Annotated in this window: 16 protein-coding genes; 10 read left to right on the forward strand and 6 right to left on the reverse strand. The window is 61.2% G+C overall.

What is annotated here, in order from left to right; all coding sequences use genetic code 11:
• Positions 1-2 precede the first annotated feature (2 nt).
• The 5 genes from ACU0FH_RS23390 to ACU0FH_RS23410 are packed head-to-tail and all read left to right on the forward strand — an operon-like array spanning position 3 to position 4,795.
• Complete coding sequence (locus ACU0FH_RS23390; RefSeq protein WP_088634631.1) at positions 3-857, forward strand: ABC transporter permease; 855 nt, start codon at positions 3-5, stop codon at positions 855-857.
• Positions 857-1,627: an ABC transporter permease gene (locus tag ACU0FH_RS23395; protein ID WP_446197103.1), complete on the forward strand. Its 771-nt coding sequence runs from the start codon at positions 857-859 to the stop codon at positions 1,625-1,627. Before ACU0FH_RS23390 ends, ACU0FH_RS23395 begins: the two co-directional genes overlap by 1 nt.
• Entirely contained in the window at positions 1,624-2,649 is a 1,026-nt protein-coding gene (locus tag ACU0FH_RS23400; RefSeq protein ID WP_446197104.1) for an ABC transporter ATP-binding protein, read from the forward strand. The genes ACU0FH_RS23395 and ACU0FH_RS23400 overlap by 4 nt, the downstream gene beginning before the upstream one ends.
• Entirely contained in the window at positions 2,646-3,374 is a 729-nt protein-coding gene (locus ACU0FH_RS23405) for an MBL fold metallo-hydrolase (RefSeq protein WP_446197105.1), read from the forward strand. Before ACU0FH_RS23400 ends, ACU0FH_RS23405 begins: the two co-directional genes overlap by 4 nt.
• Positions 3,374-4,795: an aldehyde dehydrogenase family protein gene (locus tag ACU0FH_RS23410; protein WP_446197275.1), complete on the forward strand. Its 1,422-nt coding sequence runs from the start codon at positions 3,374-3,376 to the stop codon at positions 4,793-4,795. Before ACU0FH_RS23405 ends, ACU0FH_RS23410 begins: the two co-directional genes overlap by 1 nt.
• 39 nt (positions 4,796-4,834) lie before the next feature.
• Here ACU0FH_RS23410 and ACU0FH_RS23415 read toward each other — a convergent pair whose 3' ends face one another.
• The 6 genes from ACU0FH_RS23415 to ACU0FH_RS23440 all read right to left on the reverse strand — a co-directional run bounded on the left by ACU0FH_RS23415 (position 4,835) and on the right by ACU0FH_RS23440 (position 12,020).
• Positions 4,835-7,966 carry an efflux RND transporter permease subunit gene (locus ACU0FH_RS23415; protein WP_446197106.1) on the reverse strand — a complete coding sequence of 1,044 codons (3,132 nt, stop codon included), beginning with the start codon at positions 7,964-7,966 and terminating at the stop codon, positions 4,835-4,837.
• A gap of 25 nt (positions 7,967-7,991) precedes the next feature.
• Positions 7,992-9,116: an efflux RND transporter periplasmic adaptor subunit gene (locus ACU0FH_RS23420; RefSeq protein WP_446197107.1), complete on the reverse strand. Its 1,125-nt coding sequence runs from the start codon at positions 9,114-9,116 to the stop codon at positions 7,992-7,994.
• Between the two features lie 326 nt (positions 9,117-9,442).
• On the reverse strand, positions 9,443-10,633 hold the full coding sequence (locus ACU0FH_RS23425) for an aminotransferase class V-fold PLP-dependent enzyme (RefSeq protein WP_446197108.1): 1,191 nt from the start codon (positions 10,631-10,633) through the stop codon (positions 9,443-9,445).
• On the reverse strand, positions 10,630-11,586 hold the full coding sequence (locus ACU0FH_RS23430; RefSeq protein WP_446197109.1) for a homocysteine S-methyltransferase family protein: 957 nt from the start codon (positions 11,584-11,586) through the stop codon (positions 10,630-10,632). The genes ACU0FH_RS23425 and ACU0FH_RS23430 overlap by 4 nt, the downstream gene beginning before the upstream one ends.
• Positions 11,587-11,596: 10 nt before the next feature.
• Complete coding sequence (locus tag ACU0FH_RS23435; protein WP_446197110.1) at positions 11,597-11,782, reverse strand: hypothetical protein; 186 nt, start codon at positions 11,780-11,782, stop codon at positions 11,597-11,599.
• 52 nt (positions 11,783-11,834) lie between these two features.
• Entirely contained in the window at positions 11,835-12,020 is a 186-nt protein-coding gene (locus ACU0FH_RS23440) for a hypothetical protein (protein WP_446197111.1), read from the reverse strand.
• A 215-nt stretch (positions 12,021-12,235) separates the two neighbouring features.
• On the opposite strand from ACU0FH_RS23440, the gene ACU0FH_RS23445 reads away from it, so the two are divergent.
• The 5 genes from ACU0FH_RS23445 (at position 12,236) to ACU0FH_RS23465 (ending at position 17,343) form a co-directional block, all read left to right on the forward strand.
• Positions 12,236-12,874 carry a TetR/AcrR family transcriptional regulator gene (locus ACU0FH_RS23445; RefSeq protein WP_446197112.1) on the forward strand — a complete coding sequence of 213 codons (639 nt, stop codon included), beginning with the start codon at positions 12,236-12,238 and terminating at the stop codon, positions 12,872-12,874.
• Positions 12,875-13,106: 232 nt separating this feature from the next.
• On the forward strand, positions 13,107-13,544 hold the full coding sequence (locus ACU0FH_RS23450) for a carboxymuconolactone decarboxylase family protein (RefSeq protein WP_446197113.1): 438 nt from the start codon (positions 13,107-13,109) through the stop codon (positions 13,542-13,544).
• A 497-nt stretch (positions 13,545-14,041) separates the two neighbouring features.
• Positions 14,042-14,329, forward strand: a complete 288-nt coding sequence (locus ACU0FH_RS23455) for a hypothetical protein (protein WP_446197114.1) — start codon at positions 14,042-14,044, stop codon at positions 14,327-14,329.
• A 364-nt stretch (positions 14,330-14,693) separates the two neighbouring features.
• Entirely contained in the window at positions 14,694-16,286 is a 1,593-nt protein-coding gene (locus ACU0FH_RS23460) for an ABC transporter substrate-binding protein (RefSeq protein ID WP_446197115.1), read from the forward strand.
• Between the two features lie 70 nt (positions 16,287-16,356).
• Positions 16,357-17,343, forward strand: coding sequence for an ABC transporter permease (locus tag ACU0FH_RS23465; protein WP_446197116.1), 987 nt, complete (start codon positions 16,357-16,359; stop codon positions 17,341-17,343).
• The last annotated feature ends 1 nt before the right edge of the window (position 17,344 follow it).

Below are 17,344 nucleotides of genomic sequence, written 5' to 3' on the forward strand. Positions count from 1 at the left end.
CCATGCGCATCGAAGCACATGAAAAGAAGGTGGGGGCCACGCTTGTGGCTCCCGCACTGCTTTGGACGCTGGCGTTCTTTCTCATCCCCTTTGCGGCGATGGTCTGGCTCAGCTTTTCCCACATGGAAGGGCGCGATATCGTGCCCGGTCCCGATTTCGGTAACTATATCAAGATATTCACCGACGACTCGCTGTTTCGCGGCATTGTCGTTTCGCTTGAGATCACGCTGACCGTCACGGTGATTTCCGTTCTGCTCGCATGGCCGCTGGCGTGGATCATCGCCATGCGCGTGCCGAAAAGGTGGCAGAGGCTTGCGCTGATGCTCGCGGTGCTGCCGTTCTGGACCTCCTACGTCGTGCGCTCCTACGCATGGGCGCTGGTGCTGGGGCAAAAGGGCGTGGTGATGGATTTCCTCACTGGCATCGGGCTGCTTGCCGAACCGATCCAGATCATGGCGACCCGGTCCGCGACAGTCATTGGTTTCGTGCATTTCTTCGTGATGCTGCTGACCCTCACGATCTACGCGAACCTCGTCCAGCTCTCGCCCAACTACATGCGCGCGGCGCAGGACCTCGGCGCCTCTGCATGGCAGACCATCCGTCTGGTGGTGATCCCGTTGACCCTGCCGGGCGTCATCACCGGTGCCTTCCTGACCTTTGTGCTCTGCATCGGTGATTACATCACCCCGCAAATCCTTGGCGGCAATAACGAACTGACCATGCCGCAGCTCATCATGCTGCAACTAGGGCGACGCGGCGATTTCCCGATGGCCTCGGCCCTGTCGGTGGTGCTTATGGCCATCGTGACGCTGGCCTATGCGGGCTGCGCGCGCTGGCTCAGAATGGATCGTGTCTGATGCGCTATCTGTCGTGGATCTACCTTGTCGCCTGTTTCGTCTTCATCCTGCTGCCCGTCGGTGTTCTGGTGGTTTTCTCCTTTCAGGACGGTCGCTTGCCCGTGCCGCCGTTCAATGGACCAACGCTGAAATGGTACGCTGACATCACCAGCGACCGCGATCTGATGGCGGCGCTGTTCAACTCGCTTCTGGTCGCGGCGATTTCCTCGCTGGTGGCGCTGTTGCTCGGCTTTCTCGCGGCATCGGGCCTGGCCCGGGTGGTCCTCCCGGGATCGACGCTGATGCGGGCGCTGCTGATCGCGCCGATGACGGTCAGCTACCTGATCATCGCGCTGGGGCTGTTGAACTACTTTAACAACATCGGCATCCGGCCCTCGCTGCTGGCAACAGGCATCGGACATGTGGTCATCAACCTGCCGCTCTGTTTCGCGATCCTTTATGCCGCGATGGGCGAGCATCAGCGCAACGCCCTGCGGGCCGCGCGCGACCTTGGCGCAAAGGAGTGGCAGGTGCTGGCGCTGGTCTCGGCCCCGATGCTGGCCCCGGCGCTGGGTGCGGCGTTCTTCCTCGCCTTCACCTTCAGCTGGGATGAATTCATCATCGCATTCCTGCTGACCCGGTTCGACGTCACCCTGCCGGTCGAAATCTGGTCGATGCTGCGCTCGGGCCTGTCGCCCGCGACAAACGCGGTCGGCTCGCTGGTCTTCCTTGTCTCGGTGGCCGTGGTTGTGCTGCTCGAACTTACCCTGTTCAGAAAGGTCGGAAAATGACGGCTGACGTATCCATCACCGGCGTGCGCCAGGAATTCGGCGATTTCACCGCCCTGCATGAAATCGACCTGAATATCGAGGCGGGCGAATTCGTCGTCCTGCTTGGCCCCTCGGGCTGCGGCAAGACCACGCTTTTGTCGATCCTCGGCGGGTTCCTCAGCCCGACCGCAGGCACCGTCAAAATAGGTGGCAAGGACATGGCCGGGGTCGTGCCGCGCGCCCGCCCGACGACCACGATGTTTCAGGACTATGCGCTGTTTCCCCATATGTCGCTGCTCGACAATGTGGCCTTTGGCCTGCGTATGCGCGGCATGTCCCGCCGCGAGCGCAATGCAAAGGCGCGGGAAATGCTCGATATGGTCGGGCTGGCCGATCAGGCCAAACGCCGCCCGCATGAACTCTCTGGTGGTCAGCGCCAGCGGGTCGCCCTTGCCCGGGCGCTGGCGGTTTCGCCCGATCTTCTGCTGCTTGATGAACCGCTCGGCGCGCTCGACCTCAAACTGCGCCGCCAGATGCAGGACGAACTCAAGGCGATCCAGCGCAAGGTCGGCACCACCTTTGTCCACGTCACCCACGATCAGGAAGAGGCTATGGCCATCGCCGACCGGATCGTCGTGATGAACCAGGGCCGGATCGAACATTGCGGTACGCCGGAGGAGGTCTACCTGACGCCGCGCACCTTGTTCACCGCGAATTTCATGGGTGAAATCAACACGCTTCAGGTGCGCAAGACCGGGCAGGGGGTCGACAGCCCGCTTGGGGCGCTGAAGCTTGAACCGACAAACGGTACGCTCTGCCTGCGCCCGGAAAACGTCGGCCTCTCCGGTCAGCTCGACCTCGGGCAGGCCGTGCTGCAGGACATGGCGTTCTTTGGGTCGCACCTGCGCTGCCATTTCCGCCCTGTCACCGCCCCCGAGATGATCCTGACCGCCAACCTGCCGCAGGGCACCCGGCTCCAAACCGGAGATCAGGTGCATCTTTATGGCAATTCCCCCGTTCTGATCGCCGAGGAGGCCGCATGAACCGCGCTCAGCCACAAGACTGGTATCGACTGCAGACCAAGGGCGATGGCATAACCCTGATCGACGAGCCGCATATCGAGGAATTCTACCGCTGCAACATCTGGCACGTCCGGGGTCGCGATGGCGATATGCTGGTCGATAGCGGCATGGGTGTGGTCAGCCTGCGCACATGGGTGCCGCTGGTCACCGAACGCCCGCTCGAGGCGGTCGCAAGCCACACCCATTTCGACCACATCGGCTGTCATCATGAATTCGACTGCCGCAGCTGTCACGAGGCCGAAGCTGCAATTCTTGCCGACCCGACACGCGCGGCCACGCTCGCCGACCCTTATGTGACGGATGAGATTTTCACGACCCTCCCGCCGGAACCTTATGAAAGCGCGCGTTACGCGGTTAAATCCGCCCCGGCGACGCGCATCCTGCAGGATCGCGACCGGATCGATCTTGGCGATCGCAGCTTCGAGGTGATCCACACACCCGGCCACAGCCCCGGCGGCATCGCGCTGTGGGAGGAGGCCACGGGCATCCTGTTTTCAGGCGATATCGTCTATGACGGCCCTCTGATCGAAGACACCTACCACGCGAATGCCGAGGATTATGTCGCTTCGATGAAACGGCTGCTGGACCTGCCGGTTCGTGTTGTGCATGGCGGGCATTTCGCCTCATATGACGGCGAACGCCACCGCGAGATCATCCGCAACTGGCTGGAAAGCAAGGGACTATGATGGATCACCTGAAATTCTATATCGACGGGGAATGGGTTGCGCCGGTCACCCCGCGCCCGCATCCGGTTGAAAACCCCGCCACTGGCGAAGAGATCGCGACCATAAGCCTTGGCAGCGCCGCCGATGTGGACAAGGCCGTCGCCGCTGCATCCCGGGCCTTTGAAAGCTGGTCGATGACCCCGGTTGCCGAACGCCGCGCGCTGGTCGAGAAATTTCTCGATATCTACGACCGCCGGTTCGAGGAAATGGCCCAGACCATCACCGCCGAACTTGGCGCGCCCATCACCATGAGCCGCGAACAGCAGGCCGATACCGGCTCGGGCCACACGCGTGGTTTCCTCGATGCGCTGGTCGAGGTCATCTGGGAAGAAAAGCTCGCCAACGGCGATACGCTCAGCCGCGAACCCATCGGTGTTGTCGGGCTGATCACGCCGTGGAACTGGCCGATGAACCAGATCGCGCTCAAGGTCATCCCGGCACTGCTGACGGGCTGTACCTGCGTGCTGAAACCGTCAGAAAACACGCCGCTGAACGCGCTGCTCTGGGCCGAGATGATGGATGAGGCAGGCTTCCCCCCCGGTGTCTTCAACCTTGTGAACGGCGATGGCCCCGAGGTCGGCTCGGCCATGTCGAAACATCCCGATATAGCGATGATGTCCTTTACCGGCTCCACCCGCGCAGGCACGGCGGTGACCATAGACGCCGCGCCGACAGTCAAGCGGGTGACGCTAGAACTGGGCGGCAAAAGCCCGAACATCATCTTTGCCGATTGCGACCTGGAAGAGCGCGTCGCGGGCGGTGTTCTCGAAGTGATGAACAACACCGGCCAAAGCTGCGACGCACCGACCCGGATGCTGGTCGAGCGCTCGGTCTATGACAAGGCGGTCAAGATCGCGGGCAAAACGGCGGCGGCAACCGAGGTCGGCGACCCGACGCAAGAGGGCGACCATATCGGCCCGCTGGTCTCGGCCCTGCAATGGGACCGGGTTCAGGCGCTGATCGAGGCGGGCATCGCCGAAGGCGCACGTCTGGTCACCGGCGGCGCGGGCAAGCCCGATGGCATGAATGCCGGGCACTGGGCGCGTCCGACGATCTTTGCCGATTGTACCCCGGAAATGCGCGTCTGGCGCGAGGAGATCTTTGGCCCCGTCATTTCGATGATGCCCTTCGATACCGAGGAAGAGGCAATTCAATTGGCCAATGACACCGATTACGGGCTGGCCGCCTATCTCCAGACCAATGACATGGTACGCGCGCGCCGTGTGATGCGCCAGCTCCGCGCCGGGAACGTCCACCTGAACGGGGCGGGCGTGAACTACGGCAGCCCCTTTGGCGGCTACAAGAGCTCGGGCAACGGGCGCGAGGGCGGTCTGCCGGGGCTCGAAGATTACCTTGAAGTCAAGATGTTGCACGGCATCTGACAGGAACCCGCTGCGTCTCTGAAAGCCGGGGGCGCAGCTTTACTGCGGGGCTGTCACCCCGCCGTGGATACGCTCGCGCAACCCTTGCATGAGCCGATAGAACACCGGCCCAAAGATGGTGCCTGCCACCGCCGCCGCGATGGACCCGCCAAAGACCGCGATCCCCAGCGACACGCGGCTAGCCGCCCCGGCACCGCTTGCGATCACCAGCGGGTAGACCCCGACCGCAAAGGCCAGAACGGTCATCATCACCGGACGGAACCGCAGCCGCGCCGCCTGCATGGCGGACTCATGCAGGCTCAGCCCGGCGCTTTCACGCTGCTGTTTCGCGAATTCGACGATCAGGATCGCCGTCTTGGCGGCCAACGCGATCAGCATCAGCAACCCGATCTGCCCGTAAAGACTCACCGGCTGGCCCGCGATCCGCAGTGCGATCAGCGCCCCGAGGATGGCGAAAGGCACGGTCAGCAGCACCGCGATAGGCGTCAGAAAGCTTTCGTAAAGCGCGGCGAGGAAGAGGAAGGTAAAGATCAGCGACAGCCCCAGCGCGATGGGAATGGCATTACCCGATTTGCGCTCTTCGAAAGATGAATCCGTCCATTCGAACCGGAACCCGGGCGGCATCGCGCCTACGGCGACTTCCTCCATCCGGTCCATCGCCGCGCCACTGCTGAAGCCGCCGCCGGTATTGGCGACACCTGTGATCGTGGCCGAGTTGTAGGTGTTATAGCGATAAAGCACATCCGGCCCGAATGACGGTTCCGCCGTCACGATGGTGCTGATCGGCACAAGGTCACCACTGCGGTTGCGCAGGTACAAGAGATCAAGCGCGCGCTCGTTCTGCCTGAATGGCGCGTCCGCCTGAAGCATTACGCGATAAGACTTCCCGAACATATTGAAATCGTTCACGTAAAGCGCGCCAAGCTGGGTCTGTAATGTCAGGAAAATATCCGAGATATTGACGCCCAGCGTCTTGGCCCTTTCCCGGTCCATCTGCAGGTTCATCTGCGGTGAATCCACCTTGAAGGTCGAAAAGGCCCGCAGGATCTCATCGGTCGCATTCGCCGGGGCGAGCAGACCGCCAAGCGCCGCGTTCAGCTCTTCGGGTCCGCGTCCCTGCGTGTCTTCCAGCACAAAGGAAAAGCCCTGCACGGTCCCCAGACCCGGAATGGCGGGCGCGCCGAACACGATCACCTGCGCCTCGGGCATGGCCGCGAACATCTGCTGGTATTTCTGTTGCAGGAACAGCTGGTTCTGTTCCGGTTCCTCGCGTTCCTCCCACGGCTTCAGCTTGGCGATGATCATGCCGGTGTTCGATTGCAGGGCGGTGTTCAGGATCGAATAACCGTTCACCGACAGGACGTTTTCGATGTTTTCATCCTCGCCAAGAATTTCGGTCAGCCGGTCCATCACCACTTCGGTCCGATTAAGCGACGCCCCTCCCGGTAATTGCACATCCACGATGAAAAACCCCTTGTCCTCCGTGGGGATGAAACTCGATGGCGCGGTGGTGAAAAGATAATAAAGCGCCGCGAACAGCCCGATCACGCAGAGCATCGCGACCACGAGGTATCGGGTCAGGAAATCGACCAGCGCCACGTACTGCCGGGTGATCCAGTCAAAGCCGCGGTTGAACTGCCGGATGACGATATTCGGCTTCATTCCCGGTTTCATCAGCACCGAGGCCAGCGCGGGGCTGAGCGTCAGCGCGTTGACCATTGAAATTAGCACCGACACCGTCAGCGTGGCCCCGAATTGCGCAAACATGCGCCCGGTGATCCCCGGCAAAAGCAACGTGGGCCCGAAGACCGCCACCAGCACCATGGAGGTCGCGACAATCGGCCCGGCCACTTCATCCATCGCCATTTTCGTGGCTTCGGCCGGGGTCAGGTCGTGGTTTTCATGCAGGATACGCTCGACGTTTTCCACCACGATGATCGCGTCATCGACCACGATGGCAATCGCAAGGATCAACGCAAAGAGCGTTACCGTGTTGATCGTCATCCCGAACGCGTAAAGCACGGCCAGCGTGCCGATAATCGACACCGGCACCGCAATGGTCGGGATAAGCGTCGCGCGGATCGTGCCGAGAAAGATATAGGTCACGAGGATCACCAGACCGATGGTAAAGATCATCGTGATCACCGTCTCCTCGAGCGAGGCTTCGATGAACAGCGTGGTGTCATGCCCGACGACATAATCCACGCCTTCGGGAAAATTGACCTTCAGCTCCTCCATCCGCGATTTCACCGCTTCGGCCACCGCAAGCGAATTGGCCTCGCCCAGCTTGTAGATCGCGAGCAGCACACCGGGGCCGTTGTTGAATTCGCCATAGCCCTTGTAGGCAAAGGCCCCAAGTTCAATCCGGGCCACGTCACGTAGTCTCACGATGGACCCTGACTCATCCGCGCGCAGCACGATATCGCCAAATTCTTCGGGGTTCTGCACCCGCCCTCGCGCGGTCAGCACATATTGAAACTGGGTTTCCTCGGGCGCGGGGGCGGCGCCCAGCTGCCCCACCGCCGCTTGCACGTTCTGTTCCTTGATCGCGGCAACGATGTCATTGACTGTCAGGTTGCGGTTGGCCATCGCCACCGGATCAAGCCAGGCCCGCAACCCGTAATCCAGCGCGCCGATGATCTCGGCCGCGCTGACGCCGGGCAGGCGGCCAAGGTCACCGGCCACGTTGATCGAGGCGTAGTTGGACAGGAAAACACCGTCATACCTGTCATCCGGCGACACGATATTCACCACCATCAGGATGTCGGGGTTTCGTTTTCGCACCTTTACGCCGCGCTGGCGCACCTCGGCAGGCAGGCCTGGTTCAGCCAGCGCCACGCGGTTCTGCACATCGACCTGCGCCAGATCCGCGTCCACGCCCACCTCAAAGGTGATGGTCAGCGTATAGCTGCCGTCGCTTGCTGATTTCGAGGACATATAGACCATGCCCTCGGCCCCGTTGACCTGATCCTCGATCGGCGCGCCAACCGTGTCGATCACCGTCTGGGCATCGGCACCGGGGTAGTTGGCCCGCACTACGACCTTGGGCGCGGTAATGTCCGGGTATTGGTCAATCGGCATCACCTGAAGGGCGAGTAACCCAAACAGTGTGATCAGCATCGAAATGACAAAGGCAAACTTGGGGCGGCGGATGAAAAAGGATGGTCCCATCTCGTGTCTTCCCTTTTCGCGCTGGTCAGCCTTCGAACGGTTTCGGCGTGACGACAAGACCCGGGCGCATCTTTTGTAGCCCCTCGACGACAACCACATCGCCCTCTGACAGCCCGTCCGGCACCGTCCATGACGCTTCGTGCCGGATGCCAAGGGTCACATTGCGCCTGGCGACTCCGCCATCCCCACCGACGACCCAAACGAAATGCCCGATCTGGTCGAAACTGACCGCCCGCTGAGGCACCAAGGGCGCGTTGATCGGATCGATCACCGACCCCCGGATCGTCACGTTTTCCCCGGGGAGCAGAGCCCCATCGGGATTGGGAAAGACGATACGCGCTGAAATTGTACCGGTGCTGGCGGTGGCCGTGTTGTCCCAGTTCTCAAAGGTGCCGGCATGCGGGTAAACCGAGCCGCCGGGCAGGATGATGTGCAGCTCGAGCGGCGGTATGCTTGCACCGCGTTCGCTCAATTCCAGCCGTTTGGCAAGGAACTCAAAATAGTTGGCCTGATCGACCGCACCCACCGCATAGATCGGGTCGAGTGAAACGATATCGGCAAGCGGCGCAGGCAGGGTCGGGTCGGACGGGCCGATGATATCGCCCACCGAATAGTTCGGGGCCGATATCCGCCCGGCAAAAGGCGCGTTTATCCGGGTTTCGGCCAGATCATTCCTCGCCCGTTCCAGCTTGGACTCGGCGATTGCGACCTCGGCGTCGCTCACATCCGCCTGAGCTTCGGCATACTCAAGCTCGCGCTGGGACACGGTATTGCTTGTCACCAGTCTCTGCGCCCGGTCCAGATCAAGCGAAACCTTGAGCGCATTGGCCTTGGTTTCCTTCAGATTGGCCTCGGCCTCGGCCACCGCGATGTCGAAATCCGTCGTATCCAGTTCCGCCAGAAGGTCGCCTTTCTCGACGACTTCACCGGCAGTGAAATGGATCGCGGTGATGCGGGACCGGATGAAGGGGCGGACCGAATGGGTCTGGATCGCCTCTATGCGGGCAGGGTGCTGAAAGGTGGGGCGGATTTCCTGCACGCTGACGGTTGTGGTCAGCACCACCGGCCCGTCGGCCTCCTGCGCGGCAGTTGCGACCGGCAGGCTGGCGAGGCAACAGAGGATAATCAGTCTTTGAAAACAGGTCTTCATCGGGACACCCCGTAGAAAGTGCTGTTGAAATAACTCTACCTTAAGTTGATATTCCCACGCTATCAAATCCGACGAATAAGCCAATCCATTTTATTAACCTTTTTGCGCGCATTAAAATTCGAGGGACGTCACGCCGTGATGGTCAACTTTGTAGTGTACAACGGACCTTTGACTGAAGCGCGGCGATGGTTGGCTTGGAGGCCAGTCTGACGACACGGTGCCACATAACTTTCGAGCGTCCAGCGAAACAGGCCTGGTAATGAATGGCCGATAACAGCCATCCGAAAGCATCATTTCAGGCTCGTAGTCCAATTGCTTTGCGCCTGTCAGCGTCTCATGGCATCGACGGTCTGATTGATCTCCCTCTCCGTGTTGAAGGAATGCACGGACAGGCGGACCAAGGCCTCCAGACCATTCGCCTCGAAATCCGTCCGGGCCATCTCGACACGCGACACGGAGGCCATGATCCGTCGCTCGGCCAGGCGCGCCACGGTGGCATCCGCCGGTTCGAAGGTGCAGTGGAAGCTCACGATCCCGCACCTTCGATCCCCCGGATCGTGCAGCCTTACGCCCGACATTTCCGACAGACGGGTGCGGAGGGTGTCCGCCAAACCCCCGATGCGCTGCGCGATGCGGTCAATGCCGACAGCCCGGGCGTAGCGAATTGCTCTTCCAAGGCCGATCTGCCCCGCGACATGGCGTTCGAAGGTTTCGAAACGGCGGGCGCCAGGTGCGAGATCGTAGTGACCCGCACCCGACCACCGCGCCGCGACGAGATCGATCATCGGCGGATCGAGCGTTTCAGCAAAGTCGCGGCGAACATAGAGAAACCCGGTGCCGCGCGGACCGCGCAGGAATTTCCGGCCGGTCGCCGAGAGCATGTCGCACCCGATCCGCTGTACGTCTATCGGGATCTGCCCAACGGACTGGCAGGCGTCCAGCAGGTAGGGAATGCCGTGACGCCGGGCCAACGCGCCCACGGCCTCGGCCGGATTCACGAGGCCGCAATGGGTGGGCACATGGGTCAGCGCGATCAGCCGGGTGCGCGGGCCGATCATCGCCTCGAGCGCGGCAACATCCACCTGTCCAGTCTCGTCCGACGGGGCCTGATCCACGACGATCCCGCGCCGCTGCGCCACCTGCAGGAAAGCCAGCATGTTCGAGGCGTATTCGGCAGCCCCGTGGGTAAGCACGCGGTCACCCTCCGCCCACGGCAGCGCGTGGAAGGCCATGTCCCATGCGCGAGTCGCGTTCTCGACAAAGGCGATCTCGTCCGGAGCGGCGTTCAGAAGACCCGCGGTCTCGTCATAAAAAGCCGCCAGCGCCTCGGCTGCGGCTTCGGCTGCAGCATAGCCACCGATGCGGCGTTCGAGGTCCAGATGGGCGGTCACCGCCTGGTGCACGGGGTCCGGGCTGGGCGAGGCCCCGGCGTTGTTGAGATGGATCACGCCGGCGCAAGAGGGCGTGTCGGCGCGCAGGGCGCCGACATCGATCTCGTCGGTCAAATCGGGGGTCATGCCGCTTCCTCCACTCGGACTTCTTTCAGACGCGCTGCGATCTGGTCGAGATGGGTGTCGCAGGTCCCGCAGCACCCGCCCCATATGTCCATCTTCGGAAAGCGCCGCGCTACATCCGCCATCTGCCGGCCCAATTCCTCCGGGTCGCCCTCCTCAAGATGGCCAAGCTTGCAGAGCGCGATCTTGTCCATCTTGGCGGCATTGGGCCGGATGCAGCGCAGCCGATCCTGCCAGCCGCCGGGCGTGAGGGCGGGTTCGAACTCCATCGGATGCGAACAGTTCAGTGCGTAGAACGCCGGGTACCCGTCGCTGTCCCGTTCGATAGCCTCGATGGTCTCCTGCAGGCTCGCGCCAGTGGCCAGCCGTGAATTCGAACCCAGGGAAAAGGACAACGCCAGCGGCATGTCGAGGGCACGCGCCGCCCGCGTCACGCCGCGGGCTTCGGCCGGGTTATTGAAAGTCACGGCCCAGGCAATGTCGGCGCCGGCCCGCTTCAGCGTTTCGAGTTGCACCGCATGGTAATCCTCGGCCTCCGCCTCTGTCATCGTCCGGTTCAGGCTGTAGGCATCGCCGCGCGGTCCAAGATAACCGACCAGCCGGGCATCCGCGATCTGGCCATCGTATTCCCGCGCCATCTGCCGCAGGAAGTCGATGGCACCGACATTGGCGTCGGCCAGTCCTTCGGCCGAGTAGCCGAGCAGCGCGCCCCAATCGGCGCTGGCGCGGTAATCAAAGCCACCGATCAGCGCTGCCATGCCGTGGCGTGCGGCCACGTCGAGATACCGGCGGTACATGCCGCGTATGGTCTCAGCCGCCTTCGGGTCCTCCAGCAGAGGGAACATGGCGAAGTGGGGCAATTCGTAACCCCATTTGTACATGATCTCGGTCTCGATGCCGCCTTCGGTCAGCCAGGTCAGGCCCGGCACTCTCGGCGGGATGTCGTGGTATGTCATGGTAGTGCTCCTATCGGCGGATTCCGGCGACCGGCGGCTCATCGGAAAGGTCGATGTCGCGCAGAATATGGGGAGGAAGCTCGCGTCGCAGGGTCTCTTCGAGGCCTTGCTGCTGGCGACACCGATGCTCGGCCAGAAACATGTCGATGAAACGTCGAACGGGAATGTCGCGGGTCAGATGTTTGGCGGTTATCATGGAGTCTGTCCTTTCAGGTCCGGAAGGGCGCTACGCGCCGCTTGCGGAACGGCTATCTTGATCCGTGAATGACGCGGCCGTCGGGAGAGAAAGCGGCGGCGCGCTCGTCCCGCAGGAGGTTGCGGCCTTCCGAGGCGTATTGACCCGAGGCCTGGAGTGCTTCGAAGACGCCAACGACCATCGCGGAAGGTGTGGCCAGATAGGAGCCGGGCAGGAAAAGAGGGGAAGTGTGGTGCATTGCATCGATCCTTGTGCAAAGCGTCGCCCCGGGGATCGAAGCGACTGGTCAAGGAATGGACCTTAGCGGCCCGCAAGGATAGAATTCCGGTGGTCCAGTCAGGCTATGGAAAAATTACAAATTAATTCAATGCGCTGCACCGTGGGCGTCTGGGCCCGAATTCTTTTGGACCGGCAAAACTGCACTTCTGGTGCAGTAGGATGTGGAGGACGAACATGGCGCAGACCAGGCCCAGCACGCGCGAGCGGCTGCTCGACATCGCCGAGGCGGGCGTTCTCGCCAAGGGCTTCGGCGCCACCTCGATCGAGGAAATCATCTCCGAGGCCGGCATTTCGAAGAACGGGTTTTTCTATCATTTCCGCGACAAGAATGAGCTCGCGCGCGCGTTGCTGCAACGCTACCTCGACACCGAGGAGGCACTGCTGGACGAGGTCTTCGGTCGTGCGCGCGAATTGCACGGGGACCCGCTGCATTCCTTCCTGATCGGGTTGAAGCTGCTGTCCGAGATGATGGCGGACCTGCCGAACGGGCATCCCGGGTGCTTGGTCGCGACCTTCACCTATTCTGAGCGCATGTTTGACCGCGACGTGCGGGAGCTGAACCGGAATGCCGTGCTTATCTGGCGCGCAAGATTTCTCAAGATGCTCGAAGAGATCGCGGCAACCTATCCGCCGCGCGATGATGTGGACCTGCGGTCCTTGGCCGACATGATCTCCAACACGGTCGAAGGCGGCATCGTGCTGTCAAAGGCCGTCGGGCAGCCGCAGATCCTTGCGGAACAGCTGCTGCTGCTTCGGTCCTACGTCCGGCTTCTTTTCGAACCGGTCCAAACGCAGGTGGCACCAGCCAACTGAACCACAGGTGCAGACAGGACTGCAATGCGGCGACGGCCGGTGCTGGACGGTGCGTTGTCTTCGCCATGCAAGCTTATGTTTATAATTGCGAAAATGGCTTTTATCGAAGTTCGGACCATGGGTGAAATATGTCTGCGACGCGACTTCGGCGAGAAGTATGTCATGCCCCGGCCAATCGGACGGAGTGCGAAACCGCCCGGCATCCGGGCCTCTTCCCGAACTGGAGATACTTGTGAACTTCAAAACCATCATTGTCACTGCGGCCCTTTCCGTGACCCTTCTTGCCCACGCCGTCCCGGCCAGCGCACAGGATACCGCCACCGAAGCCTTTGCCGAGATTGAGCGCGCTTTCGGGTTCGTCCCGAGCTTCTTCAAGGTCTATCCCGAGCACGGGGTGGCTGCCGCCTGGAGGCTTACCCGGGACCTTGAGGTTTCGCAGACGACCGAGCTGTCGGCGCGAGAAAAGGCCCTGATCAACATCGCCGTCGCAGCACAGATCCCCTGTCAGTTCTGTGTCTTTGCCGACACCCAAGCCGCGAAGGCCGCAGGTGCCACTGATGGCGAGATCCGCGAAGCAGTGGCGCAGGCCGCTCTGACCCGTCACTGGAGTACCATCATGAACGGTATGCAGGTGGACTTCGCCGACTTCCGTGAGGAATTCGGCGATTGAAAGGAGATCGAGGGCCCGGGACGTTAGTCGCGGGTCCTCTGTCTTGCCCAAGATGGTGAGTCCGATGTTTCGCTGACCAGCTCTCGCAATTGCGAGTAAATCGAGCCGATATTCCACTGAAACAAGACTCGCTCGTACGTCGAGCGAACGTAAGCGACCTGCGCGGCGAACGATCGCTGTGACAATCTGCATTGCGACCACGGCTAACACTGAGTGCGTGCAACTAACGGTAGAAAATTCCGCTTTGCGGACCACTACGGCCTGCGAAAATTCCCCTAATTTCCAGCCCTAAACCTTTATAGCACCCCTTCTGACTGCGACATTCTTTTCCAACACCGGGTCGAACGTCGGCAAACCTCCGCTTGGACGGCTGCAGTTGTTCTGGCATTGCAGATAATTATGGCTAACCTCTGGTTGTATTTACCAGGTCTAAGCAAATTGAAATGGGCACCAATCCCGCCATGCACGGGGTTGGACCGATGAATGGGAGACAGAAAATGATCCGCAGATTTCTGGTAATCGGCTGCTGCCTTGGTCTTGTCGCCTGCAATGATTACGGCGAGGCCACAACCTTTGCCACACCCACCGAATTCGAAGCCATGCGTCAGCCCTGCATTGATCAGGCCGCCACGCTGACCTCGATCCCGGCCGACCAGATTACCGTCAGCAGTGAAATCGAAACCGGCGGCGGTCCCTTGCTCACCCTTGACGCGGCGGGCACCAGCTATTCCTGCCGCAAAGAGGCCGACGGCAGCGTCACCGTGTTCAGCGAATTCGCCAACTAGCCTTCCGGGCCGCGCCCAGAACCGGACGATTTCGTGCCACAGCGGCGCGAGCCACCGCATGACAAAACCCGGGCCGACAAGCGGCCGAACGCGCCCTGCGCCGCATTCTTGATCATGCGCTCCCTTATTCGCCTAACCATGTGATCCGTCACGGAAACTGCTGGACGCCGTTCCAGCGGCATGACGCGGCTTGACGTCACTAGATTAATACTTAGGCGATCATTCATTCTTACCGTGGTTTTGATTAAAAAAACAGCATACACCTTGACCAACGGGCGGATAGCCCGATGAATGGCGGCACCAAAAACGGCTCACAAATAAAAAACCTGCCGAACCGTCAATATACGACAGAGGAGTATAATTTATGAAAATCAAGACCTTGCTGGTCAACATGACCTGCGCGCTCGGGCTGGCTCTTGCCGGTTCGGCCTCGGCGCAGGAACAGGGGGGCAACTTTGTCTACCTTGTTCAGCCCGAGCCGCCGTCGCTGGCGTCTTTCCTGTCGACTTCCGGCCCGATCGGTCTTGTCGCGCCCAAGATCTACGAAGGTCTGCTCGACTATGACAACGATCTGAACATCGTTCCGGCGCTGGCCGAAAGCTACGAGGTCAGCGAAGACGGCAAGACCGTGACCTTCAAGATTCGTGAAGGCGTGACCTGGCATGACGGCGAGCCTTTCACCTCGGAAGACGTGGCTTTCTCGATCATGGAGATCCTGAAAAAGGTTCACCCGCGCGGCCCGGCGTCCTTTGCCGAGGTGACCTCGGTCGATACCCCCGACGACACCACCGCGATTTTCAACCTCGAAAATCCGGCGCCCTACATGCTGCGCGCGCTTTCCGGTTATGAAAGCCCGATGGTGCCCAAGCACCTGCTCGAAGGCACCGACCCGCGTAATTCTGACCTTGCGACCAACCCGGTCGGCACCGGTCCCTACGTTTTCGAGGAATGGAAAAAGGGCCAGTACATCCTGCTGACCAAGAACGAAAACTACTGGAAAGAGGGTCTGCCTTATCTGGATCGTGTCGTCGCGCGTTTCGTGCCCGATGCCTCGACCCGGACCGCCGCTATGGAAAACGGCGAAGTGATGTACGGTGCCTATGGCGCGATCCCGAACATCGACGCGGTTCGCCTGCGTGAGATGGACGGCTTCTCGGTCTCGACCGACGGTTATGCCATGATCAACCCGATGGCGCTGGTCGAATTCAACAGTACCCGCGAACCCTTCGACAAACCGGAAGTGCGCAAGGCGATCTCGCTGGCCATCGACCGGAACTTCCTGATCGACAACATCTGGTTCGGTTACGGCAAAGCGGCCACCTCGGCGCTGTCGTCCAACTTCAGCGCGACCGGTCTCTACAAGGCCGAACCAGAAGCCTATCCGGAAAGCCCTGATGTCGACGCCGCCATCGCGCTGCTTGATGAGGCGGGCGTGACCCCCGGTGACGACGGTGTCCGCATCAAGGCGACGCTTGACCTGATCCCCTATGGCGAAGACTGGCGCCGCGCGGGTGAGTACATGAAGCAGGCGCTGATGCCGCTCGGTATCGAAATCGAGCTGCGCTACGAAGACGTGCCCACATGGCTCAAGCGGGTCTATCAGGACTACGATTTCGACCTGACGATGAACTACTTCTACCAGCTGCCCGACCCGGTGCTGGGCGTTCACCGTCACTATGCAACCAGCCAGATCCGTCAGGGCACGCATTTCGTGAACTCGAGCCAGTATTCCAACCCGGAACTGGACGAGCTGCTCGCCGCCGCCACCACCGAGGCGGATGCGGACAAGCGGGCTGAGATCTACGGTCAGGTGCAGGATATCCTTGCCGAGGACATGCCGGTCATGAACCTCTTCGAAATGGAATTCCTGAACGTCTTCAACGACAAGCTGCATGGGCATGACGCCTCGGCGCTTGGTGCTTACGGCTCCTTCGACCAGGTCTGGATCGAGAAGTAATCCGCCCCCGGATACGAAAAGGCATCGGCCCCATCCGGGGCTGATGCGCCCAATAAAGGTACCCTAAAACATGAGCCAGTTGTCCAAGCGCATCCGGTATGTGCTCAAACGTCTCTTGCAGGCGATCCCGATCATCCTCGCCATCGTCGTGCTGAACTTCTTCCTGCTGCAACTGGCCGAAGGCGACGCCGTCGACGTGCTTGCCGGTGAAGCCGGATCGGCCACCCCCGAATACATGGCCGAGCTGCGCGCCAAGTTCGGCCTCGATCAGCCGCTGATCGTCCAGCTTGGTGTCTACCTCAAGAACGTGGTGATGCTCGATCTCGGCTATTCCTTCCGCCATGAAATGCCGGTCAGCCAGCTGGTCTTCGACCGCTTCATCCCGACGCTCATCCTGATGAGCTCGACCATCGTCATCGCCGTCGGCTTTGGTATCATCCTTGGCCTGATCGCTGCCACCGGACTGAACACATGGCGCGACACGGCGATTTCCGTCTTTGCCCTGATCACCTATGCGACCCCGCTGTTCTGGGTCGGACTGATGCTGATCGTGGTGTTCTCGCTCAATCTCGGCTGGTTCCCGACCTCGGGGATGGAGAATTTCGCGATGTTCTATACCGGCTGGGACCGGGTCGTGGATATCGCCCATCACCTCGTTCTGCCGACGATCACGCTCTCGTTGTTTTACCTCGCGCTCTACACCCGCCTGATGCGGGCCTCGGTGCTGGAACAGCAGGGCGAGGATTACGTCACCACCGCCCGCGCCAAGGGCCTGACCGAACGCCGCATCGTTTTCGTTCACGTGCTGCGCAACGCGCTCTTGCCGGTTGTCACCATGGCGGGCGTGCAGGTTGGCGCGCTGATCGGCGGATCGGTCATCGTGGAATCCGTCTTTGCCTGGCCTGGCTTGGGCATGCTGGCGTTTGAGGCGCTGTTCTCTCGCGATCTTAACCTACTGCTTGGCATCTTCCTGCTCTCCGCCTCCCTCGTGGTGGCCGTAAACTTGGTGGTCGATATCATCTATTCGCTGCTTGACCCGCGTATCGAGGTCTCCTGAC

The organism is Heliomarina sp. (genome assembly GCF_052826185.1).